Below are 24647 nucleotides of genomic sequence, written 5' to 3'. Positions count from 1 at the left end.
GCGGCAGCGCCGGACGATTCAGCGCCAGAAGCAGCCTCGCATCAATCGCGGAAGTTGGTGAACTGCAGCGGGAGGTCGATGTCGCATTCACGCAGCAGCGCAATGGCCTGCTGCAGGTCGTCACGTTTCTTGCCTGTAACCCGCACCTGATCGCCCTGCACTTGTGCCTGTACCTTGAGCTTTGCTTCCTTCAGCTGCTTGACGATGGATTTGCACTGCTGGCTGTCAAGCCCGTTGCGCAAGGTCACGGTCTGTCGCACCGCCTTGCCACTGGCAACCGCGTCACCCACATCCATGGCTTGCGGGTCGATGTCGCACTTGATCAACGCACTGCGCAACATGTCCTCCATCTGCGCCAGCTGGAATTCCACCTCCGCATGCAGCGCGACAGTGTGCCCGTCGCGTTCGAAACCGGCATCGATACCCTTGAAGTCGAAGCGGTTGGCAACAACGCGCGAGGCTTGATCCACGGCGTTGGTCAACTGGTGCAGGTCGACTTCCGATACAACGTCGAAAGATGGCATAGTGCATTTCCCCAATTCAGGCGATAAGACAGGACCAACATGGTAATCGGCCGGCACCGCATTGCAATCCCCGCACACCGCTAATATGCGCGAGCGCCACTGGCATATCCTTGGCGCCGGCGCCATCGGCAGCCTGTTCGCCTGCCTGTTTCAGGAGGCCGGCATTCGCTGTTCCCTGCTGCTGCGAGAGGGGCATGCGGCGCCGGATAACGGCACCCGGCACATACGCCTGCAGGAAGGCGAGCACAGTCGCGCGCACACATTCGAGGCAGGCCCTGCCGCAGGCCCCGAACCCATTCATTATCTGCTGGTGTGCACCAAGGCCTACGACCTGCTTGCAGCGCTCACCAGCGTGCAGCCGCGCCTGGCCAAGGGCGCCGTTGTTCTGCTGCTCGCCAACGGCCTCGGATACCAGCAGCGCATCAGCGCGCAGTGGCCGCAGCTTACCGTATTCAGCGGCAGCACCACCGAGGGAGCGTTCCGCGAAGGCGGCGACTGCGTACGTCGCGCCGGACGGGGAACCACCTGGCTCGGCAGCGGAGGCCTGACGCGCCCACCCACGTGGTTCAGAGACTGGCAGGCACTGGATGCAGATTGCCGCTGGGCAGCGAATATCGACACCATCCTGTGGCGCAAGTTTGCCATCAACTGCGCAATCAACCCGCTCACAGCACTATATCGCTGCCGCAACGGGCTGCTCGCGGACGACAGCGCGCTCACCGATCAGGTGCAGGACCTGTGCCTGGAAATTGCCGCCGTTGGCGAGGCGGCGGGTCAGCACGAAGCGGTGTCCAACCTGTATCCGTCGGTGATGGAGGTGGTTGCCGCCACCGCACACAACCGCTCCTCCATGCTTCAGGATGTCCTCGCCGGGCGCCGCACAGAGATCGACTACCTCACCGCCTTCCTCGTCGCAACAGCAGACAGGCTGGGCCTTGCCGTACCGCATAACAGCGCCATGCTCGCCGCCCTGCGCACAGCGAAGACAGCTATGCCGCAACCCGACTGAATCAGGGGTCGGCAGCGAACAACTCCGCTACGGCCCTGCCAGTCAGCTCCTGCCAACGATGTGCGGGCGATCCCTGCGGCACCAGCGCCTGCCGGTAGCGGTACGCCCCGCCACGTTCCCGCTCAAGGCCCAGGACGCACAGCGCCGGAGAACAGTGCAGCGTGATCTGCAGCGTTTCCTCCGGCGGTCGCCGGGTAGGGTCAAGCGTGCTGGGGTAGAACGGCGCCGATTCTCCCTGGAACAGCAGCCCCGGCCGCACGGCCAGCATTTGTTCGCGCAAGGTCACCAGCAGGCCCTCAACACCATCAGTCCCCGGCAGTGCGGCGTGCGCGGGCTCTAGCACAACCAGCGGCCGCGGCACCGCAAGCCGCTGGTCACGGGGCCAGAGCGCAAACAGCACAACCGCTAGCGCGCAGGCCAGTGAAGCAGCCGCCGTGAGCCAGTGCCGCCGCCGCCAATACCGGCCAAAACCGAATACCGCCCATTCACCCGGCCGCGGCGGCATGCGGGAGCGCGCCTGCCGGCTGAGGCTGCGGGGAATCTGCAGGGGCAGATCGTCACTGACCTCCTGACGGAAATACAGCTCGGCTTCATCGCGCAACGGCGAGCGCAACTGCCGTGGTTGTGCCGCCGCCATCGCCTGTAGTTGACGTCGCACCGCGTGCGTATTCGAGGGCCTGTCTTCAGGATTCTCCGCCAACAGGCTTGCGACCAGCGGCACCATGCCACTGGGCACCGAGGCGCCATCCGGCAGCGCCGCCGGCAAAGGCGGCGCAGCTCCGTGCAACAGGGCATCCGCATCCAGACCGTGACGCCCCTGAAAGGGATGGCGACCCGCTACCAGGCGATAGAGCAGGCAACCCAGGGCAAACAGATCCGAGCGAACATCCTGCGGCTTGCCCAACAACTGCTCGGGCGAAATACAGGAGAGGCTGCCACGTGCCGTCGCGACAGAGCCCTGTTCCGCTGCGAGACCAAAGTCGGTCAGCTTGACACGCCCTTCCGCCGTGACCAGCACATTCCCGGGTTTGATGTCCCCGTGCACGATACCGCGCTGGCGACCCGCAGCGATCGCCGCTGCCACGTCACTGGCCACAATCAGAATACTGGCAAGGGAGAGTTCCCGCTCAGCGAGCAGCTCCTCCAGGTCGCACCCGGGCACGTATTCCATGATCATGGCAAGATGCGTATCGCCAACGATTACATCGTGCATTTTGACCACACGCGAGCTGTCCAAAGCGGCGACGGCCTGAGCCTCGCGCAGGACTTTGCGGCTGCGCGCCGGCTCTGCTGGCAGCGCGTGTATCTTGGCGACGATACGTCGACCCAGGCGTTCATCAACACCCAGAAATACCGAACCCTGACCGCCGCGCCGGATAAGCCGGAGGATGCGGTAAGGCCCGATGCGATCGGCGCCCCTCAATCGGCGCTATCCATCCCGGCCCGCGCAACGCTACGGTGCGCCAGTCGACTGCGCAGCGCGATCGCCGACACACGCAAGGCCCGTGCAGCATCGGTGATATCCTGCCCGGCGCGCGCAAGCGCTTCGTCCAGTTCCACGTCGGGCACCTGTGCGGCCAACCGCAAGCCCAGCGAAGGCAGTCGCCGATACAGGGCCTGCCGACTCATACCCGCGCGCCGCGCTGCGGCGCTCACCTCATAACGCTCCTGTTTGAGCAGGGCGCGCAGGGCGTCGTCACCGAGTTCTAGCGGGGCTGAGGCTGGCTCCTCCACCGGCGTATCAGCCACGCCCTCCGCCACCTCCTGCCACACCAGCGCTGGGGGCAAGCCGTCCTCTGCATGCAGAACAAGCTGACGTGCGCAATTGCTCAACTCGCGCACGTTGCCGGGCCAGGCGTGGCGCTGGCAGTGGTAAAACAGCTCGGCCCAGCGGGCAATGCGTAGCGGTTCCTCCGAGGATGTGGGCAATACAGATATTGAGCCGGTTTCCGCACAGGCCCGCTGCAGGAAAAGGCAGAGCAATTCACCGATGTCTTCAGGGTGTTCGCGCAGCGGAGCAACGCGGATTTCCGCACTACCCAGCCGGTGTCGCAGGGCGCTGCGAAAGCGGCTATCGGGCCCGTCCAGGGCCGCATCTGTCGCCGAGATGACCCGCACGTCCACTGTGCACAGCGGCCCGCCCACGGGTTGTACCTCGCGTTCCTGCAGGGCGCGCAAGAGCTGTGGTTGCACCTCTTCCGGTGTATCTCCCACTTCATCCAGAAACAGGCTGCCACCCTCCGCCTGCTGAAAATAACCCACACTGTTACGCTCTGCACCGGTGAACGCCCCACGGGCGCTACCAAAGAGCACAGCAGCCGCTACACCCGCAGGAATCGCCGCCATGTTCACCGGCACCAACGGACCGACTGCTCGCTCACTCTGCGCGTGCAGGGCGCGCGCTACCAGCTCCTTGCCGCTGCCGGTTTCACCGCGGATAAGCACGTCCAGGCCGCAAGTGGCAACCCGTGCGATGTCGCGACGCAAGCCCTGCATATAATCGCTGCTGCCACACAGCTCGTCGTCTGTGTTGGCAGCCGACGCCGCGCGCGATGATGATGCGCCAGCGGCAACCGGCAGCTCGCGCAGTAGCAGGACGACGCTGTGAGCAAGTTGCAGCACGATGCCCCGGCGCAGGTCCGCGGCGGAAAACTCACGTGCCTCCTGTGCCCACTCCCCGTTGAAGCGGCAGCGGCAGGCACCGGGCAGGGGCGTGAGGGTGACACCCGCTTTGTGAAACTGGATGCGCAGCGCCTGTCGGCTGATATAGGGGTCAGCGAGGGGGTCGCCACTGGCGCTGCCTGCGCGGGTAAACGCGGGAGACTGCCGCCCCAGGACCGCCGCCTTGCGGCTCACCCCCGGAAACAGTACGCGCTCGCCTATGCGCGCAACGTCGGGATGGAATACCAGCGTCAACGCACGCACCCGACGCGCCGGACTGGCTGTAAGCTGCGCAAATACCGAGGGTAGCGTGGTATCCGCGCGAATATCTTCCGGCATAGGCAGACCTGGCGTTCAGTGCACTCCGCTGGGTTTAACCGGAAGTCTAGCAGCTGCTGCGCCTGTTTGCGCCTGTGCGGTCACATCTGATGCATCGCGCCAGCCGACTGGCAGATATCAGCCGGCAATGGCCACCAGTGCGATAACCAGCACCCAAACCACAGCGCTGCGCGCAAGCAGTGCACCCAGTGCCCGCGCTTCACCGGCCGCCGTTACCGCATCAAACCCGTCAGCCGCCGTCTGCGCCGCTGCCGCGCCGACAGCGCCCAGCATTGCGCTGGCGCCACGCGAGGAATCCATTAACGCATCGCGCATCGCGTCACGGCTATGCATAAAGTTGCCGACCAATGCGAAGGTCAACCCCAGCAGTCGCGCAGGCACCCAGTCGACTACGAACAGCACGCGCGCGGCGCCCGGCCCGGTGGCTTGCTGCGCATACAATTGCAGCAGGCGGTAGGCAAAGGCCCAGGCCGGCCCCAGCACGGTAAACAGCAGCACCACGGCAAACCAACGCTGGTAACCTTCGTACAACAGTCGGCCCTGCAGCTGCGCATAGGCATCATCGATTTCGCCTGGGCCGGAAGCCAGTGCCAGGTCATCTGCCCCCAGTGCATCACAGAGATAGAGCCAACCCGTTTCCACGTTTCCGCGTTCACAGTGGCCACCGTACTGTGCCACCAGCGCCTGAAAGTCACCGCGACCAAAGCTGAACAGCAACACCAGGGCCGCGAGCACTATCCAGGGCAAGCCGAACAGCAGTGGTGCCAGGGCGGCCAGTAACAGGCTCAGCAGCAGCGCGGGCAGCAGCACCACCAACACCAGCTGTACCGCATCCAACAGCCCATGCGCTGCAATTCGCTCGCGGTACTGTTGCCACCAGTGGTCGCGATGCAGCCAGGGCTCGGCGCCGCCCAATTGTCGCAGCGCCAGCGCAAGGATCAGGGCGAGAAAGGTCATGCGGTATCTCCTGCGGATGCCAGACTGGCGCGATAGCGCGACCAGTCGAAAGCGGGGCCGGGGTCCGTTTTCCGCCCCGGCGCAATGTCGGCGTGGCCGGCGAGATGATCGTGACACAAGCCGGGATAATAGGCGATCAGTGCATCGGTGAGGGACGCGAGCGTTGCATATTGCGCGTCGGTATAGGGCACCTCGTCGGCCCCTTCCAGCTCGACGCCGATGCTGAAGTCATTGCAGTTCTCGCGATCACGCCAGCAGGACAGGCCGGCGTGCCAGGCGCGCAAATCGGTGGCGACAAATTGCACCAGCTCGCCACAGCGGCGAATCAGGAAGTGCGCGGAAACCTCAAGCCCACAGATCTCGGCGTAGAAAGGGTGCGCCGTCCAGTCCAGGCAGTTGGTAAACAGCTGCTCAATCGCATCGCCACCGAAGCAGCCCGGCGGCAACGAAATATTGTGGATCACCAGCAGGTCGACAACCGTGCCAGGCGGGCGTGGTCCGCAGTTCGGCGAGGGCACTGCGCGCGCCTGTTGGACCCAACCCCTATCGAGCGTATAGCGCATGCGAACCCCACTGCGTGAGCGCCCATCATAATGCAGCCCCCGCGGGGGCTCAACGCACCGCCGGCGGGCTGCTACAATTGCGCGCTGCTCTCTCCCGCTCAATCATTATGGACGCACAGCCTATGCCCGCGCTTACTGACAACGATATACAAGACAACGTGCGCGCCGCGCTGGCGGAAGACGTGGGCGGTGGCGATATCACGGCGGCACTGATTCCCGCCGCGGCGGTAGCGACGGCGCGCGTCATCACGCGTGAGGACGGCGTACTCTGTGGGCGCGCCTGGGTCGACGCCGTGTTCGCCGCCGTGGACCCCGGCCTGCAACCGGAGTGGTCCAGCACAGACGGGGAACTGATTACCGCTGGCAGTACCCTTTTCACGGTGCGCGGGCCCGCACGCGCCCTGCTCACCGCGGAGCGCAGCGCACTGAATTTCCTGCAGCTGTTATCCGGGACCGCGACCCGCTGCCACCACTACGCCACGCTGGTCTCCGGCACCGGTGTACGCCTGCTGGATACCCGCAAAACCATTCCCGGACTGCGCAAGGCACAGAAGTACGCCGTGCGCTGCGGCGGTTGCCACAATCACCGCATCGGCCTGTACGACGCCTTTCTGATCAAGGAAAACCACATCAACGCCTGCGGGGGTATCGCCGCTGCCGTGCGCGAAGCGCACCAGGTCGCTCCGGGCAAGCCAGTGGAAGTGGAAGTGGAGACCATGGCCGAATTGGAGCAGGCCATCGGGGCGGGCGCAGACCGGGTCATGCTCGATAATTTCACGCTGCAGGCCATGCGCGATGCGGTGGCGCTGGTGGCCAAAAGCCTGGAACTGGAGGCGTCTGGCAACATCACGGAAACCACATTGCGCAGTGTCGCGGAAACCGGTGTCGACTTTATCTCCATTGGGGCACTCACCAAGGACACCCGGGCCCTGGACCTCTCCATGCGCCTGCTGGACTGAAGTGAGCGTTTTACCGCCTAGATGAGTGGTGCAGCGCTGATCACGATGCCATTGTTGTCGGCGTAGACATAGTCCCCGGGCGAGATACGTGCACCGCCGAAATGCAGCGCGATATCGCGTTGCCCTTCTCCCCGTTTCTCGGTTTTCAACGGCGTCGCGCCGAGGGCCTTGACGCCTAGCGGGGTAGCGGCAATCTCGTCCACATCGCGCACGGCGCCGTTGATCACCAGGCCGCTCCAGCCGTTGCGCGCCGCCTCTTCCGCCAGCATGTCGCCCAACAGCGCGCGACGCAGTGAGCCGCCGCCGTCCACCACCAGCACCCGCGCCTCACCGGGCTCGGCAACGGCCTGTTTCACCAGCGAATTGTCCTCGTGGCACTTGATCGTGACCGCCCGTCCGGCAAAGCATGGATGAGCGCCAAAATCGCGGAACTGCAATTCAATCACCAACGCCTCGGGGGCGGCATCAGTCAGATCCGGCGTGGAAAAAAGCGCCATATTGCCTCCTAGAGCCAGTCGACAGGATAGCTGGCCAGCGCGTCGGGGCCCGCTGCGATGGCGCTGGCGTGCGCCCGACAACGGGGTAACACCTGGTCAGCGTAGAAGCGTGCAGTAGCGATCTTGCGCGTGTAGAAGGGGTTATCCGAACCATCGGCCAGTCGCTCCTGCGCCACCAGGGCGGAGCGCGCCAAATGCCAACCGCCAAATAGGTAGCCGCACTGCATCAGGTAATCGAAAGATGCGCCCAGCGCCTGCTCCGGTGCCGCATCCAGTGCAGCAACAAGCTGCCCCGTTGTCTCCTCCGCGCCCGCGAGGGCTGCGGCCAGTGCCTGTGCAATAGCCACCAAAGCCGGTTGTTCCGTCGCACGCAAGGCCTCCACCGTCGCCGCAACATCGGCCAGTGCATCGCGCATGGCACCGCCCTGATCGCGTCCCAGCTTACGGGACACCAGGTCCGCCGCCTGGATACCGTTGGTGCCCTCGTAGATCGAGGTGATGCGCACGTCACGCAGGAACTGCGCCGCGCCCGTTTCTTCTATATAGCCCATGCCACCGTGCACCTGCACGCCGAGTGATGTCAGCTCCTGGCCGACCTCGGTCATCCACCCCTTGATGACCGGAATCATCAGATCGATGCGGAACTGGTGCCGGGCGCGTTCGGTTTCCGCGCCGCGGTGCGCCAGGTCCATGGTGACCGCTTCTGTGTAGACCAGCGCACGCATGGCCTCGATCAGCGCGCGCATCGTGAGCAACATGCGCCGCACATCCGGGTGCTCAATGATCGGCACGCCGCCCTGCACGCGCTCACGCGCATAGGCCACCGCCTTCTGGTAGGCGCCCTCCGCGGCCCCCAGCCCCTGCACGCCCACCTTGAGGCGTGCTTCGTTCATCATGGTGAACATGCAGGCAAGGCCGCGATTCTCTTCACCCACCAGGTAGCCCAGGGCGCCTTCATTGTCGCCAAATGCCATCACACAGGTGGGACTGCCATGAATGCCCAGTTTGTGTTCCGTGGACACCGGGTACACGTCGTTGCGCTCACCCAGGCTGCCATCGTCATTGACAAGAAACTTCGGCACCAGAAACAGGGAGATACCGCGGCTGCCTTCGGGCGCATCGGGCAATTTCGCCAGCACCAGGTGGATGATGTTATCGGTCGCGTCGTGGTCGCCCCAGGTGATGTAGATCTTTTGGCCGTGGATGCGGTAGTGGTCTCCTTCGGGTAGCGCACGGGTTTTCATCACCCCGAGATCCGAGCCGGCGCCGGATTCCGTGAGGTTCATGGTGCCGGCCCATTCCCCGGAGTGCATCTTCGGCAGGTAGCGCTGCTTCAACGTCTCGCTGGCATGGGCGTGAATCGCCAGCGCCGCACCCGAGCTCAGCATGGGTGCCAGGCCGAAGGCGAGGTTGGCACTGTTCCACATCTCGCAGGCGGCTGTGGCATAAAGCTCCGGTAAACCCTGACCACCGTAGGCGGGATCGGAAGAAATGCCCATCCAGCCGCCAGCGCCCAGCTGTTGCAATGCCTCACCGTATCCGGGGCTCAGGGTAATCGCGCCATCGGCGCAGGTTGCCGGGTGCTCATCCCCCACCCGACGCAGCGGTGCCAGCACATCGCCCGCCAGCCGCGCCCCTTCATCGAGCAGTGCCGTACTCAGCTCCGCCCCTACCCCAAGGTCTTCGAAGGCGGGCAATGCACCGAGGACTTGCCCGACATCCAGTAACTCATCGATCAAAAACGTCATGTCCTCAATCGGGGCGCGGTAGCTGCTCATGGCAATGCATTCCTTATAGATGAGGTAAGGGGATGGCAAAGTATAGCGCCTGTGTGCCCGGGTCACGGACAGCGCAACAATGCCTCTTGGCAATTCTAGCGAAGGGCCTATAATTTTCACAATCTATCGTCTGCATCCCCGCCATTCTCAAGATGAATATACTATGTCCACCAAGCTGAACCGCATCGATCTCAACCTGCTCGTCTATCTGGATGCCCTGCTGCGTGAGCGCAACGTGACCCAGGCCGCACACCAGCTGAATCTGTCGCAACCCGCCATGAGTAACGGCCTGCGCCGGCTGCGGGACCTGTTTGACGACCCGTTGCTGGTACGCACCTCCGACGGCATGACGCCCACCGAGCGTGCGCTTGAACTGGAGCCCCAGGTCCGCGAAGTGTTAATGAACATTGAACAGGCCGTGCAACCGCGCTCGGCGTTCGCACCCGAACAGGCGCAACGTGTTTTCCGCATCATGGCCAGTGACTACGCGGAGTCCACCCTGCTGCCGGCGGTACTGGGCAAACTGCGGCTGCAGGCGCCAGGCCTGACGCTGGATATCATGACCCCGTCCGACGTGAGCTTTCTCGACGTCGAACGGGGCAAGGTGGACATGGTGATCAACCGCTTCGATTCCATGCCCCAGTCCTTCCACCAGATTCACCTGTGGAACGACAGCTTTTCCTGCCTGCTAAGCCCGGAAAACCCGGTGCTGGAGGACTTCACCCTGGAAAACTACCTGCAGGCGAAGCACATCTGGGTCAGCAAAACCGGCATGGGCGTCGGGGTGGGCGTGGATCCCGACGATGTACAGCGCCTCGGCTGGGTAGACAGTGCCCTGGCACGGCTGGGCAAGAAGCGCCAGATACGGGTCTTTACCCGCCACTACCAGGCCGCCATGACGCTGGCGGAGCAGAACGACCTGATCGTGACCCTGCCCACGCGCGCCGCACGCCTGAAACGCAACAACCCGCGCGTCGTACTGCGCGACCCGCCACTGGACATCCCGCCGCTGGAGTTGAAGATGGCCTGGAGCCCACTGTTGCAGCACAATCCCGCCAACCGCTGGCTGCGTAAGCTCATTGCCGACACGGCGCGCGAAATGGACAACCAGCCACCGCTGCCGTGAGCGCGGGCACCTTTATTCAATGCACGAATGGCCGTGATAAAAACGATAAATTGGATAAATTAAGCCCTCAGGCCGTAGACTGACCCTTTTCCGGTGGGCGCAGAGCGCGCCCCACAGCCAGAGGAATGAACCCCATGAGCGAGCGCATCATCGAAGGCGGCCTGCATGTTGCAACGGCCTTGCACACCCTCCTGGAACAGGACATTGCACCCGGCACCGGGGTGAGCCCCGCACAGTTCTGGCAAGGGCTGGATGCGATCGTGCGCGACTTCGCGCCCCGCAACCGGTCACTGCTGGCCACCCGCGCCGCCATGCAGGAGGAGATCGACAACTGGCACCGCGCCCATCCCGGTGCCGACTACGACCGGGCCCAGTACAAGGCATTTCTCGAAGACATTGGCTACCTGCTGCCCGAACCCGCGGACTTTACGATCACCACCGAAAATGTCGACCCCGAGGTCGCCACACTCGCCGGGCCGCAGCTGGTGGTGCCGGTCATGAATGCACGCTATGCACTGAATGCGGCCAATGCTCGCTGGGGCAGCCTTTACGATGCCCTCTACGGCACCGATGTGATCCCCGAGACCGGCGGAGCCGAGCGCGCCGGCGGCTATAACCCCGTACGCGGCGAGCGCGTCATTGCCTGGGCGCGGCAATTCCTCAACGCCCACTGTCCGCTGTCAACCGGCGACCACAGCCAGGCCACTGCCTACACCGTGGTCAACGGCGCCCTACAGGTGGTGCTGAGCGGCGGCCAGATCAGTTCGCTGGCCACGCCGGCACAGTTTCGCGGCTACCGCGGCGAAGGCAACGCACCGACCAGCGTGCTGCTGCAGCACAATGGCCTGCACATCGAGATCCGGATCGACCCCCTCAGTGATATCGGTGCTACCGACCCGGCCGGCGTCAAGGACCTGGTGCTGGAGGCGGCGCTGACCACCATCCAGGACTGCGAAGACTCGATCGCCGCAGTGGATGCCGCCGACAAGGTGGTGGTTTACCGGAATTGGCTGGGGCTGATGCGGGGCGACCTGGAAGATTCCTTCCGCAAGGGCGAGGAGACTTTGACCCGTCGCCTGAACCCGGACCGTGTATTCACGGCGGTGGATGGCAACGAGCTGGTACTGCCCGGCCGCAGCCTGATGTTTGTGCGCAACGTCGGCCACCTGATGACCAACGATGCGATCACCGACGACGATGGGCGCGAAATCCCCGAAGGCATCATGGACGGCATGTTCACCGCCATGATCGCCCTGCACGACCTGCGCGGTGAGGGTCCCCTGCATAACTCCCGTAAAGGCAGCATTTACATCGTCAAACCAAAAATGCACGGCCCGGATGAAGTCGATTTTACCTGCGCACTGTTCGACCGCATCGAGGATGCGCTGGGCCTGCCGCGGCACACGATCAAACTCGGCATTATGGATGAAGAACGCCGCACCACCGTCAACCTGAAAGCCTGCATTGAGCGCGCCAAAGAACGCCTGGTATTCATCAACACCGGCTTTCTGGACCGCACCGGGGACGAAATCCACACCAGCATGGAAGCCGGCGCCATGACGCCCAAGGGCGCCATGAAACAGGAACCCTGGATCAACGCCTACGAAGACTGGAACGTGGATACGGGTCTGGCCTGCGGGCTACTCGGCAAAGCGCAGATCGGCAAGGGCATGTGGGCCATGCCGGACCTCATGGCGGACATGCTGCAGGCAAAAGTGGCGCACCCCAAGGCCGGTGCCAGCACGGCCTGGGTGCCTTCACCCACCGCCGCCACCCTGCACGCCACGCACTACCACGATGTCAACGTGGCCGCGCGTCAGGAAGAACTCCAGGCGCGGCCACGCGCCTCGCTGGACGATATCCTGACCATTCCGCTGAAAGGCGCTGCCGGCCTGAGCACTGACGACATCCAGCGCGAACTGGACAACAACGCCCAAGGCATTCTCGGTTACGTGGTGCGCTGGATCGACCAGGGGGTGGGTTGCTCCAAGGTGCCGGACATCCACGACGTGGGGCTGATGGAAGACCGCGCCACCCTGCGCATCTCCAGTCAGCACATTGCCAACTGGCTGCGCCATGACGTTTGCAGTGAGGCGCAGGTACTGGAAACCCTGCAGCGTATGGCGGCTGTGGTTGACCAGCAAAACGCGGGCGACCCGGCCTACCGCAATATGGCACCGGGTTTCGACGACAGCATTGCCTTCCAGGCCGCACTGGAGCTGGTGTTACAGGGGTGCGAGCAGCCCAGCGGCTACACCGAGCCCGTGCTGCACGCGCGGCGCCGCGAGGCCAAGGCCAAGCACGGCGGCTGAGAGACGCGGCCCCGCTAACACGGGGCCAGATCACGCCAGGCTGCGCAGTGCCTGCATCGGCTCCATGAACGGTAAGCCCAGGGCTTCTGCCACTGCCGCATGGGTCACCTGCCCGGCATGTACGTTGAGGCCGTTGCGCAGGTGCTCATCCTGCTCCAAGGCCGCGAGTACACCGTGCCGGGCCAGCTTGACGGCATAGGGCAGCGTGGCGTTTGTCAATGCCATGGTGGCGGTTCTCGCCACTCCACCTGGCATATTCGCCACACAGTAGTGGACCACGCCGTCCACGACATAGGTCGGGTCTTGATGCGTGGTCGCGCGGCTGGTTTCGAAACAGCCACCCTGATCAATAGCCACATCCACCATCACCGCGCCCTTCTTCATTCTCGCCACCAGGTCGCGACTGATCAGCTTGGGCGCTGAAGCGCCGGGGATAAGCACCGCACCGACCACCAGATCCGCCTGCAGCGCATAGCGCTCCAGGGCCTCCTTGGTGGAGTAGACCGTTTTCAGACGGCCGCCAAACAGCATGTCCAGTTCCTTCAGGCGGTTGAGGTCGCGGTCCAGCAGCGTGACATCCGCACCCATGCCCATGGCCATGCGCGCGGCATTAATGCCTACTACGCCGCCACCGATCACCATGACCTGCGCAGGCTCCACCCCCGGCACCCCGCCCAGCAATACGCCATTGCCGCCCTGCGCCTTTTCCAGATTGTGCGCACCGGCCTGGATGGCCATACGACCCGCCACTTCGCTCATGGGGGCCAGCAGGGGCAGGCCGCGGTTCGCCGAGGTGACCGTCTCGTAGGCGATGCAGGTGGCGCCGGATGCCAGCAGCGCCGCTGCTTGTGCCGGATCGGGCGCCAGATGCAGGTAGGTAAACAACAGCTGGCCGGGGCGCAGCATGCGACATTCAACCGGCTGCGGCTCCTTGACCTTGATGATCATGTCAGCCTCGGCGAATATCGCTTCGGCGTCAGCAATGATGTCCGCACCCGCATCCCGGTACTGGGCATCGTCAAAGCCTATCGGCTCGCCGCCATCGCGCTGCACCAGTACGCGGTGACCATCGTGCACCAGCTCTCCCACGCCGGCCGGCGTGAGACCAATGCGATACTCGTGATTCTTGATTTCCTTGGGTACGCCAATCAGCACTGGGACAGCCTCCAACAACCGGTTCATGAACTCCGCATGCTAGTAGGGAACACTGGACTTTTCTCGTGTATTTTCGCCTTCTTTGCAGTTGTTTCACCCTATATATACGACAAAATACAGCCATATCGACTACCATAGAACCACAATCACGTTAATAGTTGCCACCATATAACCGCAATCGGGAGCCGCAGGCATGAAGGGCACACGACAGAATCTGAACCGGACCGACCGCCGCCTGTTGCGGCTACTGCAGCAGGACGCGCGCACCAGCTATGCCGAACTGGCCCGACAGGTGGGCCTGAGCACAACGCCCTGCAAGGAACGCATCAAACGGCTGGAGCGCGAGGGCATTATTCGCGGCTACCAGGCCATACTGGATCCGGAGCAGCTCGATGCGGGGCTGGTCGTGTTTGTGCAGATCCGCCTCAACCGTACCGCGCAGGATATCTTCGAGGAATTCAAACGCGGCGCATTCGAGCTGCCGGAAGTGCAGGAGTGCTATCTGGTGTCAGGTAACTTCGACTACCTGATCAAGGCACGAGTCGCAGACATGAATGCCTACCGCGCCTTTCTGGGGGAAACATTGCTCACCCTGCCGGGCGTGCAGGAGTCAACCAGCTACGTGGTGATGGAACAGGTCAAGGAAACCCTGGCATTGAACATACCCTGAGCAGAGTGCACTCAATCGAGGTCGTGATCGATATCCTTGTACTGCAGGTTAGTCAGCTGCCTGGCGATCAAATCGATGAAAAACGCACCCCAGCTCGACGTCTTGTTTGTGCAGGTGCTGCTGTTGGCGCGGGAAATGAACCTGATCAAGCTGGGCCGGAGTGCAATTCAAAGATGGAATCGAGGTAACAGAATAAAAAAAGCAGGCCGCCGCTTGATTCAGGCCCTAAACACCAAGTTTGACAATAACTCATGTTAAGCTTGCGCCCACTTCATTCCGGGAACATCCCATGCAGGCCAAACTCAGTAACCGCCGGGGGCAAATAATGCGCCTTGGCGCCATTGCATTGCTCATCGCGGGCTGCTCCGACAACTCATCCAGCCCGGAGATAACCTTACCCCCCGAGCCCGAGCCAGCAGCAACCAACATTCTGTTCATCGTCCTCGACGATGTGGGCATGGACCAAATGGAGATCTTCGGTTACGGCGGCGAGACGCCACCGGCAACGCCTACCATCGACAAACTGGCCGGCACCGGCGTCAGCTTCACCGACACCTGGTCGATGCCCGCCTGCTCGACCACGCGCGCGGTCATGTTTGAAGGCCGCTTTCCCTTGCGCACCAATGTCAAAGCAGCGCTGGGCCCGAACGACCTCGCCAACTCCATGACCTCGCCCTACACCACCACCATTCCCAAACTGCTCGCCGGGCGAGGCTACGAGAGTGCGCTGTTCGGCAAGTTCCACATCGCTCTGCAGGGCAACTACCCTGCGGGTGATGCTTTGGTGCATGACTTGGGCTGGGACTATTTCGCTGGCTGGCTGGACGAGACCGGCGACCCAACCTCTGTTGATACCACTGCTGGCGGTGTAGCCCCCGAGGGCACCTACAGCTGCGGCTTTGTGCCGGATGGCACCCAGCCCAATGGGGCAGACAGCGGCGCCTGCTACCTGGCCGACGGCAACTGCACTGAGCACGGCGGCGGCATCATCGCGCCCGGGCGCAGCTGCCGCGACGAGGGCGGCATCTTTGACCCCAACACCAGTTGCCAAAACATGCTGCCCGAGCACCTGGATTTCAACCGCATGAACGCCCACTCGGTGTCGCCGATGGTGTATAACTTTCCTGACGGCTCGGTGGAAAGGCTTGCACTCACTGACCCCCGGTCGCGTCAATTTCGTACCCGTTTCGCGGTGGATGAAGCCGCAGAATGGATCAATTCCCGGGCAGCAGACCAGCCCTGGATGGCGACGGTCAGCTTTGCATCCATTCACACCCCGCTGGTGCAGCCACCGGTTGACCCGGCGTCTCCCGCCAACGTTGACTCCACCAACCTTGATTGCGGCAACATAGTGGTACAACGGATTCTGTCCAACCTGATGTTGGAATCACTGGATCTTGAAGTCGGCCGGCTGCTGGTGGCCACGGGACTTGCTAGCCGTGACGCCGATGGCGAGCTGGTATACACCCCGGAAGCAACCGACACCATGGTGGTGATCCTCGGCGACAATGGCTCGCTCGGCAGCACGGCCAAATTTCCCTTCGATGTTAGCCGATCCAAGGGTACGGCCTATCAATCAGGCGTTTGGGTGCCCCTGATCGTCAGTGGCCCGCAGGTCAGCGCGCCCGGACGGCAGGTAACGTCCATGGTGAACGTCGCGGATTTGTTCGCCCTGTTTGCTGAAATTGCCGGTATCGAAGATGTTCAGGCCGAGGTGCCGCTGACGCTGGACGCTGTTTCCATGCTGCCGTATCTCACCAACCCTGAGCAGCCGCCCCTGCGCGACTGGAACTATGCCGAGGTGGGCTTGAGCCTGCAGGCCAATGGCGAAGTGAACGGCCCCTGCGTGGTGGGCAGTTGCACCCAGATTCCCAATATCCGCAGCATTTGCGAAGACAACAACGGTGTCTGGTGGGGCAAGGGCAACGAAGCCAGCTTCAACGGCGTCCCTGCTCCCGCAGAGGGCTTCACCTACTGCTCAGAGGTACTGGACTTCGTCACCAGCAACGGCGGCGAGCCCTTTGACATTCAGCCGCTGGTGGCCATCGCGGTGCGCAACGAAAACTATAAACTGGTCGAAAACACCTTCAAGGATTGCAGCTCCGGCATCTGTGTGGATGACACACAGCTGGAATTGTTTGCCATCGACCAGCCAATCAGCACGCCGTGGCTGGACAGAGCGGGCGACGAACTACCACTGGATGCACTGGATGATGCGGCGCAGGCCGCCCTCACCGAGCTGACCGAACGGCTGGCGGCCCTGCGCGCCACAGTGGTTGACTGCCCCGGTGATGGCAACATTGACGGTGTGGTTGACGACACGGACCTTCAGGAATGGGGGAAGTATGCCAACGCCACCGGGCTTTCCAGCGTTTATGATCTGAATCTTGACGGTCGAACCGATGCACTGGACGAAGCCATCATCGTTCAGAACCAGGGCCTGGACTGCAGAAGCGGGGGCACCTGAGCGCAGGGCGCCCGGCATGCCAGCCACAAGCGCCGTAGCCCTGAGTGGCTACGCGCTGAACGTGGCCTTGCCGGCGGTCATTCTTGCCAACGTGCCCCTGCTGAATATCTCCAGTGCCCTGCTGATTCCGGCGCTGAAAATGGAGCAGATCGAGGCCGCCTTGACGCTGCGGCTACCCGAAGGCGCAGTGACGCTCAATCCAGGTCGTGATCAATGTCCTTGTACTGCAGGTTGGTGAGCTGCTCGGCGATCAAACCGATGAAAAACACCACCAGGCCCGCCAGCAGCAGCAGAGAGCTCATGTTGCTGAAACGCAGCAGCCCGCTGCCGAAGGCGCCCAGCAGATAATTCGCCAGCCCCAGCCCCGCCAGCAGCACCGACAGCGGAAAGTACACCTTCAGTGGGGAGTACAAGGTGCCGATCTTGAAGATGATCAGGAAAAAACGCACCCCGTCACGCAGGGGACTGATGTGGCTCTTGCCCACCCGCTGCTCTACCGCGATGGGGACAAAGCCCACCGAATAGCCGGCACGGAAGAAGGCCATGGTGGACGTGGTGGGGTAACTGAAGCCGTTCGGCAGCAGGTAGAGGAAGCTCAGGAACTTGCGCCGGTTCACCGCACGAAACCCCGAGGTGAGGTCGTCAATACGCCGGTTTACCATCCAGCTGGCCAGGCGATTATACAGCGTGTTGGCGCTCCAGCGCGCAATGCTCGCCTGGGACGACCGCCCCGAGCGCGCACCCACGACCATGTCGTAGCCCTGCATCATGGGCGCAAGCAGGCTGGCGATGTCTGCCGGGTCGTGCTGGCCATCACCGTCCATAAACACCAGCACATCGCCCCTCGCCGCGCGCGCGCCGGATTTGATCGCAGCACCGTTACCCTTGGGGTAGGGGTGCGAAACCACGGTTGCACCGGCACTGCGGGCCACCGCTGCGGTGTCGTCCTCGGAGCCGTCGTTGACGACAATCAGCTCGGCGTCGGGGTAGAGGGTGCGAAGGCGTGGCAGGAGCGGCGCGAGCCCGAGTTGCTCATTCCTGGCGGGTATTACAATGGAAATTCGCAACTAGTCAGTCTCCAGGTAAAGCGCGAGTGTCTCTTGGTCTACAACAGACAACGCTCCAGCATCCTGCAGCGTCAACAACCGCTGCTTGAGGTCGTCAGCCTCGTCCACTTTACCCAATGCGGTACTGAAATGCAGCTGCATTAAGAGCCCTCTCGTTGCCTGGGGCGACTCGGCGAGAAATCGTGCCGTATATTCATAGGCATTGGCATAGCGGCCCAGCGCGTTTTCCAGCACCGCGAGCAAGGCGTAGATATTGCCTGAAGCAGTCGCTTCTGCCTGAGGCCGCAAATATACCGCTGCAAATGTGTCTGCCAACGCAGAACGATCCAGGTGCCGGCACTCATCGTTTTGCAACATCTTCACCAGGGTGTGCAACGTGGGAACGGAGCTCAGAGGTCGCTCGGCCACAAGTGCGTGCCGATTCGGCTCCTGCGTTGCCAACAGCGGTTGGTCGGCAATACAACTGAGCGCAAGATTGCGCATGTAATGATCGCCGGCCCGTTCTCGTGTGTGCTCGTGTGCATGAGCGGAGTATTCAAGCGCACGCTCAAGGCTGCCCGCTCTCGCATACATCACGGCCATGTCGGCATTGGCACGAAAAGACGCGGGGTGTGCATTGATCTGATTGAAACGCAGCAGGTAGCTGTTTGACCAGATCTCCACCTGGGAGCTGGTATTGAAACTCAACACAACCAGAGCGAGCGCAAGATACGCCATGACCGGCGCTGCCACCCTGCGCCACCGCTGCTGCAGCTCGGCGAGCAAAAGTGCCGCCAACAGGAAAACCGCGATCCCCGGGAAATAGTTGCGGTGTTCAAAATACAGCTCCAGCGGCAGCACGCTCGACTCGACGCTGTGCCCCACCAGATAAAAGAGAAGGCAGAAGGTCACCCGGCGCCCCAGCACGAAGCCCGACGACACTGCGGCTGCAACCAGAACCCCACCCCAGGCAAGCAGTGCATGGCGCGTTGCAACGGGGTCCGTCAAAGAATGAGAAAGCAGCACATCGTCGTGATAAAGCCCCATGCGCGCTGTCTGCGGCCACACCAACTGCCCGAGGTAATCCCAGAGAATTCTGCCCTGCGTGAGCAACCGCTCCTCAAGCGTGAATTCTCGCAAGGTGTAGTGCGCCAGAAAGCGTTCCGGGACCAGCAAGAAAACAGAGACCACCGATAACGCTCCCAGCACCAGCAGTCCAAGCACGACGGCAAGCAGTCTGCGATCGACAACCCCCGCTCGCCGACAACCAAACCAGAGCAGCTCGAGAAGCAGCAACACAGGAAGCACCACAATGCCGTTTTCCTTGGCGAATACCGCCAGCACTGCACAACCGGCAACAACCAATAAACGCCAGATGCCAAGCTGCCCGCGGACGTAAGCCGCTCGCCACTGCAGGTAGGTGATCAGCGTCAGCAGCATGAAGGTGCACGCCAGCATGGCCATGCGCTGCACGGCATAGAGCACCGTGCTCACCCACAGCGGTGACACCAGCCACAGACCTGCAGCCAGCAGTGCTACCGCCAGACTGCGCGAATACCCGGAACCGCGAAGCAGCAAAAGAATGAACCACGCAAGCAACACGCCATTGACCACATGCAGGGCAATGTTGATCGCCTTGCTCCAGCGCAAATCCGCACCCAACAGCGCCCGCTCGGCGACGAAAGTGGCCATTGTCACGGGCCGACCCAGCGGCCCTGAGCCGTCACCCAGCACCTGCTCTACGAGCTGCCGTGAATCCACGTCCGTTTCCAGCAAGGTGACACTGGTCCGGTCATCAAGCAATGCCGGGCCGTGAATCCCGGGGGCGTAAAGCCATGCCGTCGCGGCGAGCAGCAAGCCGAACGCTGCAATCAACCAGAACCTGTTGAAACGAACTGACATCAGGGGTTCGCCCCGGCGAAGAGCTGACGTTGCAGTGGTAGCTGCCGACGATTAGTGTCGTACTGCATCCATTGCCCGGCGGAACGCAGGAGTCCTTCGGCGTCACCGAGCTCACCGTACTGGGCGAGTAGATAGGGGTAATAACTCAGCTGACCCGGCGCGCGTGCGAGCGCATCCTCCAGGACGGCAAGCAACTCGTCTGGCGGTGCGCCACTGGCTTGCAGGTACGAGTAACGGAGACTATCGAGATCAGACGGCGTAAGAGAATGGCGCCCCAGCGCTGCAAACAACTTTTCTACCTCGACTTCCGCCGTAGCGCACTTGCCGTCACCCATGCACTCGGCCAACACCTGCAGGGCATTCCTGTCCGATGCCTTGAGTACACGGCCAGGCAATGCCGCCTGCAGCGTTGAAAGCCAGTCGGTGTGCGCACCCAGCTCGGGGAAAAACAGGCTATCCAGGTAATACAGCATCACCAGCGCACCGATATCCGCCGGGTCCCGTTGGTGCATCAGCTCCATATAGTGGCGCCCAACAGCCAGGCTTGCTTCTGCATCCTTGTCGGAAAGACCCAGCGACTCACGCAAGCGATATTGGCGCAATAGAGCATTGCCATAAAAATAGTTGGAGCGCACGGAGGCGGGATGACGGGCAACGTTCGTGCGCGACAAGGTGAGGTCGTCGGACCAGGTGTGACTGCGCACAGCCAACAGCAGGGCAACCACCGCTACCAACGCAACTGACGCTACTGCACCGCGGGCAGGCGATAAACGGCGCAACAGCTCAACCAGCGCAAAACCCAGCAGCAGGCACACGCCAATACTCGGCAGATAGTTGCGATGCTCATAAACCATCTCCAGGGCAAGAAAGCTGGACTCCATGCTGTGACCAACGAGATAAATCAATACCGCCAGCAGCAACAGCGGCCAGCGTGCGCGCTGCCAGAGGGCCAGCACCAGCAGCGCCAGCCAGGCGAGCAGCGCAATCAGCGTCGACACGGGATTGAGCCAGCCCGACGACAGCACAATATCGTCGTGCTGAAACCCCATGCTCAGAATATTGGGCCACGCGATCCAACCCGCGTACTGCCACAGCACACGGGACTGTGTAAGAAGACGCTCCTCCAGCGTGAAATTACGCTGCGCATACCCCCCCAGAAACGTCTCGGGGGAAAGCCAGAAAATCAGCGCAATCAACGCCAGCGGCAGCAACAGCAGGAACCAGCCCGCGAACACCAGTAGCGGCAGCCGTTGCCCCGCCCAACGGCCGCGGTATACCGCAACCTCCACCGCCGGCACCAGCCACAACAGCAGCGCACCATTTTCCTTGCTCAGCACGGCGAATATCACCACCAGGAACAACCAGAGCGCCGCGGCGACCACCTCATCGACGCCCGCGCCCTGCACGGCCCAGCGCGAACGCCAGCGCACAAACAGGAACAGGCCCAGCACAACAAACAGCGTCGACAACTGCGCCATGCGTTGCACCGCGTAGAGCACAGTGGACACATGCAGCGGGTGCAGCAGCCACAGCCCCGCTGCCACGGCTGCGACCCACCCAACGGGAGTGTGTAAACGGCCTTGCGACACCCATTCCGCGAGCAGTGTGCGAAAAAGAAAGAACAGCAATACGCCAATCGTCAGGTGAATCGCGATATTGCCCAGCTTCAGGGAGCGCGCGCTGAAACCATCATCAAGCGCGTGCTGCAGGGCAAAGGTCACCATGGTCAAGGGGCGGCTGAGCGGGCCTGCGTTAGAGCTGAGTGCCGCCGTGCGCCACTCGTCGAATCGCGCGCCGGATATCTGGACCAGTTCGTTGCCGCTAAGTGCCGGCGTATCGTCAAAGAGGAAGTCATCACCCGCGTTACAGGCGTAAACGATCGCCGCAATGCCCAGCAGGAACACCACCAACCAGCGGGGCTGGGGATTTTTCACAACGGTGGCCAAGGGACTGGGCGGCACGTGACACTCTCTAAACACGGGGGGAAAGGAGTGTATAACGCTTTAGGCTGCAGGCAAAAACTGTGGGCGAAAAAAAGCCCGGCGGTGCCGGGCTTTTCGGTACTCAGCGAAGTTTTAGCCGCGGCAGTTAGCCGGGAGGAACTTAGCGGGGATGCCAGAGGCGCCAGTAATCGGCTTACATTTCCACTCAATGGAGCGATCAGCACGAGTAGTGCCAGAGAGCACAAATTCATCCCCAGCCGTGCCTGGGATCACCCCTGGCTGCACAATTGCGGTAAGCAAAGGACCGACATTGGCTGTGCTGGAATAAATCACAGATTTCACAATATCTTTGTTAGGAAAGTCATTAATACCCGCTGCCGCTGCAGTAGGCAGATTGCCAGTTGTTGAATAGTACTCCGCAATCGTTGTTTTCGCCTCTGCAAGCGCAGCCAGCGGCTCAGACATCTTCGCACGCACTGTGTAGTCCTGGTACGCCGGCAGCGCGATGGCAGCCAGAATACCCACGATCGCGATAACGATCATCAGTTCGATCAGGGTGAAACCCTTTTGTACATTCTGCATTTTCATGTTCCTTACTCCTGTCCCCTGCGGGGTGTTTGGTCCGCACGCGTGCTCGGAGAGCGCGTAGCACTCCAAGGAAAGCATAAAGCGTGCCACATGAGGATATGCTTGGCGAAATGACAGTTTCTCCTGATAAAACAGGAGGTTGAAACCAACGGTCAGGCAAAAGCGGTGGGTATCCGAGTGCCGACCTGACCATTTTGGGTCATAGAGCGACCGGATGTGACGATTTTTGTCACCACCTTATTGCCACGGCTTGCCTCCAGCCCCGGAAGCTGCCCGCCGAAATCGGCAAAAATCCACATAAAATCATGCTTTTACAGCGTACTCAGGGTATTAGCATGAACTTTCTGTGGGTATACTTGTAACAAGATGGACGAAAATAATGCGACCCCCAGGGATGCAGGCAGGATGAATGAGAGAGCAATTGGGCAGCTAAGTGGCCTGGCGGGGCGCCTTGTCGTTGAAGGGCTGCTGAGCGCGGAGGCAGCCAAGGAGGCGCAGCGCGAGTCGACCTTTCAGCGCGTGCCGCTGGTCAAGTACCTCGTTGACAAGCTCGACCTCGACAGCCACAAAATTGCCGAGATCGCGTCCAATGAGTTCGGCGTACCCCTGTTCGACATCCACGCTTTCAACACGGCCAGTCTGCCCAGCGGCCTGGTAGACATCAACCTCGTTACCAAGCACCACGCCCTGCCACTGTTTCGCCGCGGCAACCGCCTGTTCATTGCCGTCTCCGACCCCACCAACCTGGCTGCGCTCGACGAGATCAAGTTCCACACCGGCGTCAATACCGATGCCATTCTGGTGGAGGAGCGCAGCCTCAACACGGTCATCACCGAGTGGACAGAATCGCAGGACAACCTCTCCGAAGGCCTGGGTGACCTGGAATCCGAAGACTTCGAAAACATCGATATCTCCGGTGGCGAGGACAGCAGCAAGGAGGATTCAGGGACCGAGGCGCTGGATGAAACCCCCATCGTGCGTTTTATCAACAAAGTACTGGTCGACGCCATCAAACAGGGCGCTTCGGATATTCATTTCGAGCCCTACGAGAAGAACTACCGGGTCCGCTTCCGCACCGATGGCATTCTGCGCGAGGTGGTGAAGCCACCCAAGAACCTGTCCGCACGTATGGCGGCGCGCCTGAAAATCATGTCGCAGATGGACATTTCCGAGCGTCGCGTACCGCAGGACGGGCGCATTCAGATGAAGCTGTCACGCAACCGCGCCATCGACTTCCGGGTGAACACCCTGCCCACCCTGTTTGGCGAAAAGGTGGTGCTGCGTATTCTGGATCCGAGCAGTGCGCAAATGGGTATCGATGCACTCGGCTACGAGGAAGACCAGAAGCAAATGTACCTGGATGCATTGAGCAAACCGCAGGGCATGATTCTGGTCACCGGCCCCACCGGCTCGGGTAAAACGGTGTCGCTATACACCGGCATTAATCTGCTGAACCAGCCGGAGCGCAATATTTCCACCGCGGAAGACCCGGTGGAAATCAATATGGAAGGCGTCAATCAGGTACACGTGAACCCCAAGGTGGGGCTCAACTTCGCCGAGGCCCTGCGCTCTTTCCTGCGCCAGGACCCGGACGTGATCATGGTGGGTGAGATCCGCGACCTGGAAACCGCGGAAATCGCCATCAAGGCGGCACAGACGGGCCACCTGGTGCTATCCACCCTGCACACCAACAGCGCCGCGGAAACGGTAACCCGCCTGCTCAACATGGGCGTGCCTTCGTTCAACCTGGCCACCTCTGTCAACCTGATTATCGCCCAGCGTCTTGCCCGCCGCCTGTGCAAGGAATGCAGCGAGCCGGCCGAGCTGCCCACCGAGGTTCTGCTGAAAGCCGGTTTCACGGAAGAGCAGTTGGTAGACGCTGATATCCGCCGCGCCGTGGGCTGCGATCTCTGCACGGACGGCTACAAGGGTCGCGTGGGCATTTACGAGGTGGTGCGCGTCACCCCGACCATTGCCCAGCTGATCCTGTCCCAGGGCAATGCCATGGAAATCCACAAGCAGGCCAGGGCCGAAGGCTTCCACGACCTGCACCAGGCGGCACTGGTCAAGGTGCTCAAGGGCATGACCAGTCTGGAAGAAGTACACCGGGTGACCACCGATTAGAAACTGCGTAACCACGTGCTGAACGGA

General features: G+C 62.0%; 20 protein-coding genes. 8 read left to right on the top strand and 12 right to left on the bottom strand.

The genetic code is table 11. From position 1 onward, the window contains the following. Window positions 1-41: 41 nt before the first annotated feature. Window positions 42-524 (bottom strand): YajQ family cyclic di-GMP-binding protein, encoded by a 483-nt coding sequence (locus EGJ68_RS06995; protein ID WP_123033731.1) that lies wholly within the window; start codon window positions 522-524, stop codon window positions 42-44. Between the two features lie 85 nt (window positions 525-609). On the opposite strand from EGJ68_RS06995, the gene EGJ68_RS06990 reads away from it, so the two are divergent. Further along, entirely contained in the window at window positions 610-1533 is a 924-nt protein-coding gene (locus tag EGJ68_RS06990; protein ID WP_123033730.1) for a 2-dehydropantoate 2-reductase, read from the top strand. A 1-nt stretch (window position 1534) separates the two neighbouring features. Here EGJ68_RS06990 and EGJ68_RS06985 read toward each other — a convergent pair whose 3' ends face one another. The 4 genes from EGJ68_RS06985 to ampD all read right to left on the bottom strand — a co-directional run bounded on the left by EGJ68_RS06985 (window position 1535) and on the right by ampD (window position 6053). Further along, on the bottom strand, window positions 1535-2956 hold the full coding sequence (locus EGJ68_RS06985) for a serine/threonine-protein kinase (protein ID WP_123033729.1): 1422 nt from the start codon (window positions 2954-2956) through the stop codon (window positions 1535-1537). After that, window positions 2953-4533, bottom strand: coding sequence for a sigma-54-dependent transcriptional regulator (locus tag EGJ68_RS06980; protein WP_123033728.1), 1581 nt, complete (start codon window positions 4531-4533; stop codon window positions 2953-2955). The genes EGJ68_RS06985 and EGJ68_RS06980 overlap by 4 nt, the downstream gene beginning before the upstream one ends. 117 nt (window positions 4534-4650) lie before the next feature. Beyond that, on the bottom strand, window positions 4651-5490 hold the full coding sequence (gene ampE / locus EGJ68_RS06975; RefSeq protein WP_123033727.1) for a regulatory signaling modulator protein AmpE: 840 nt from the start codon (window positions 5488-5490) through the stop codon (window positions 4651-4653). Further along, entirely contained in the window at window positions 5487-6053 is a 567-nt protein-coding gene (gene ampD, locus EGJ68_RS06970) for a 1,6-anhydro-N-acetylmuramyl-L-alanine amidase AmpD (RefSeq protein ID WP_123033726.1), read from the bottom strand. Before ampD ends, ampE begins: the two co-directional genes overlap by 4 nt. Window positions 6054-6175: 122 nt before the next feature. Here ampD and nadC point away from each other — a divergent pair, with 122 nt between their 5' ends. Next, a complete protein-coding gene (gene nadC, locus EGJ68_RS06965; RefSeq protein ID WP_123034098.1) occupies window positions 6176-7012 on the top strand; it encodes a carboxylating nicotinate-nucleotide diphosphorylase in 837 nt (278 codons plus the stop codon). Window positions 7013-7029: 17 nt separating this feature from the next. On the opposite strand, the gene rraA is transcribed toward nadC, so the two are convergent. Continuing rightward, entirely contained in the window at window positions 7030-7509 is a 480-nt protein-coding gene (gene rraA, locus EGJ68_RS06960) for a ribonuclease E activity regulator RraA (RefSeq protein WP_123033725.1), read from the bottom strand. Window positions 7510-7517: 8 nt separating this feature from the next. Further along, the gene (locus tag EGJ68_RS06955; protein ID WP_123033724.1) at window positions 7518-9287 is read right to left on the bottom strand and encodes an acyl-CoA dehydrogenase; all 1770 of its coding nucleotides are present in this window, start codon (window positions 9285-9287) and stop codon (window positions 7518-7520) included. A gap of 163 nt (window positions 9288-9450) precedes the next feature. Here EGJ68_RS06955 and EGJ68_RS06950 point away from each other — a divergent pair, with 163 nt between their 5' ends. Next, window positions 9451-10413, top strand: a complete 963-nt coding sequence (locus tag EGJ68_RS06950) for a LysR family transcriptional regulator (protein ID WP_123033723.1) — start codon at window positions 9451-9453, stop codon at window positions 10411-10413. Between the two features lie 134 nt (window positions 10414-10547). Further along, window positions 10548-12725, top strand: coding sequence for a malate synthase G (locus EGJ68_RS06945; RefSeq protein WP_123033722.1), 2178 nt, complete (start codon window positions 10548-10550; stop codon window positions 12723-12725). A 30-nt stretch (window positions 12726-12755) separates the two neighbouring features. Here EGJ68_RS06945 and ald read toward each other — a convergent pair whose 3' ends face one another. After that, window positions 12756-13880 (bottom strand): alanine dehydrogenase, encoded by a 1125-nt coding sequence (ald, locus tag EGJ68_RS06940; RefSeq protein ID WP_123033721.1) that lies wholly within the window; start codon window positions 13878-13880, stop codon window positions 12756-12758. A 193-nt stretch (window positions 13881-14073) separates the two neighbouring features. Between ald and EGJ68_RS06935 the strand changes: the two genes are divergently transcribed. The 3 genes from EGJ68_RS06935 (at window position 14074) to EGJ68_RS18090 (ending at window position 17255) form a co-directional block, all read left to right on the top strand. After that, a complete protein-coding gene (locus EGJ68_RS06935; protein ID WP_123033720.1) occupies window positions 14074-14550 on the top strand; it encodes an Lrp/AsnC ligand binding domain-containing protein in 477 nt (158 codons plus the stop codon). Window positions 14551-14839: 289 nt separating this feature from the next. After that, window positions 14840-17017, top strand: coding sequence for a sulfatase-like hydrolase/transferase (locus tag EGJ68_RS06930; RefSeq protein WP_199227943.1), 2178 nt, complete (start codon window positions 14840-14842; stop codon window positions 17015-17017). Between the two features lie 16 nt (window positions 17018-17033). Then, a complete protein-coding gene (locus EGJ68_RS18090; protein WP_158283550.1) occupies window positions 17034-17255 on the top strand; it encodes a hypothetical protein in 222 nt (73 codons plus the stop codon). On the opposite strand, the gene EGJ68_RS06925 is transcribed toward EGJ68_RS18090, so the two are convergent. The 4 genes from EGJ68_RS06925 to EGJ68_RS06910 all read right to left on the bottom strand — a co-directional run bounded on the left by EGJ68_RS06925 (window position 17212) and on the right by EGJ68_RS06910 (window position 22490). Further along, the gene (locus tag EGJ68_RS06925; RefSeq protein WP_123033719.1) at window positions 17212-18084 is read right to left on the bottom strand and encodes a glycosyltransferase family 2 protein; all 873 of its coding nucleotides are present in this window, start codon (window positions 18082-18084) and stop codon (window positions 17212-17214) included. The genes EGJ68_RS18090 and EGJ68_RS06925 overlap by 44 nt on opposite strands. Then, window positions 18085-19965, bottom strand: a complete 1881-nt coding sequence (locus EGJ68_RS06920) for a tetratricopeptide repeat protein (protein ID WP_123033718.1) — start codon at window positions 19963-19965, stop codon at window positions 18085-18087. It lies immediately after the preceding gene. Continuing rightward, window positions 19965-21926: a beta/alpha barrel domain-containing protein gene (locus EGJ68_RS06915; protein ID WP_123033717.1), complete on the bottom strand. Its 1962-nt coding sequence runs from the start codon at window positions 21924-21926 to the stop codon at window positions 19965-19967. The genes EGJ68_RS06920 and EGJ68_RS06915 overlap by 1 nt, the downstream gene beginning before the upstream one ends. Window positions 21927-22040: 114 nt before the next feature. Continuing rightward, window positions 22041-22490 carry a pilin gene (locus EGJ68_RS06910; protein ID WP_123034096.1) on the bottom strand — a complete coding sequence of 150 codons (450 nt, stop codon included), beginning with the start codon at window positions 22488-22490 and terminating at the stop codon, window positions 22041-22043. Window positions 22491-22901: 411 nt separating this feature from the next. Between EGJ68_RS06910 and pilB the strand changes: the two genes are divergently transcribed. Further along, the gene (gene pilB / locus EGJ68_RS06905) at window positions 22902-24620 is read left to right on the top strand and encodes a type IV-A pilus assembly ATPase PilB (RefSeq protein WP_123033716.1); all 1719 of its coding nucleotides are present in this window, start codon (window positions 22902-22904) and stop codon (window positions 24618-24620) included. Window positions 24621-24647 lie beyond the last annotated feature (27 nt).

The sequence above is a fragment of the Haliea alexandrii genome, from assembly GCF_003719295.1.
GTDB lineage: Bacteria > Pseudomonadota > Gammaproteobacteria > Pseudomonadales > Halieaceae > Haliea > Haliea alexandrii.
This window is presented reverse-complemented; position numbering and strand designations above follow the sequence as displayed.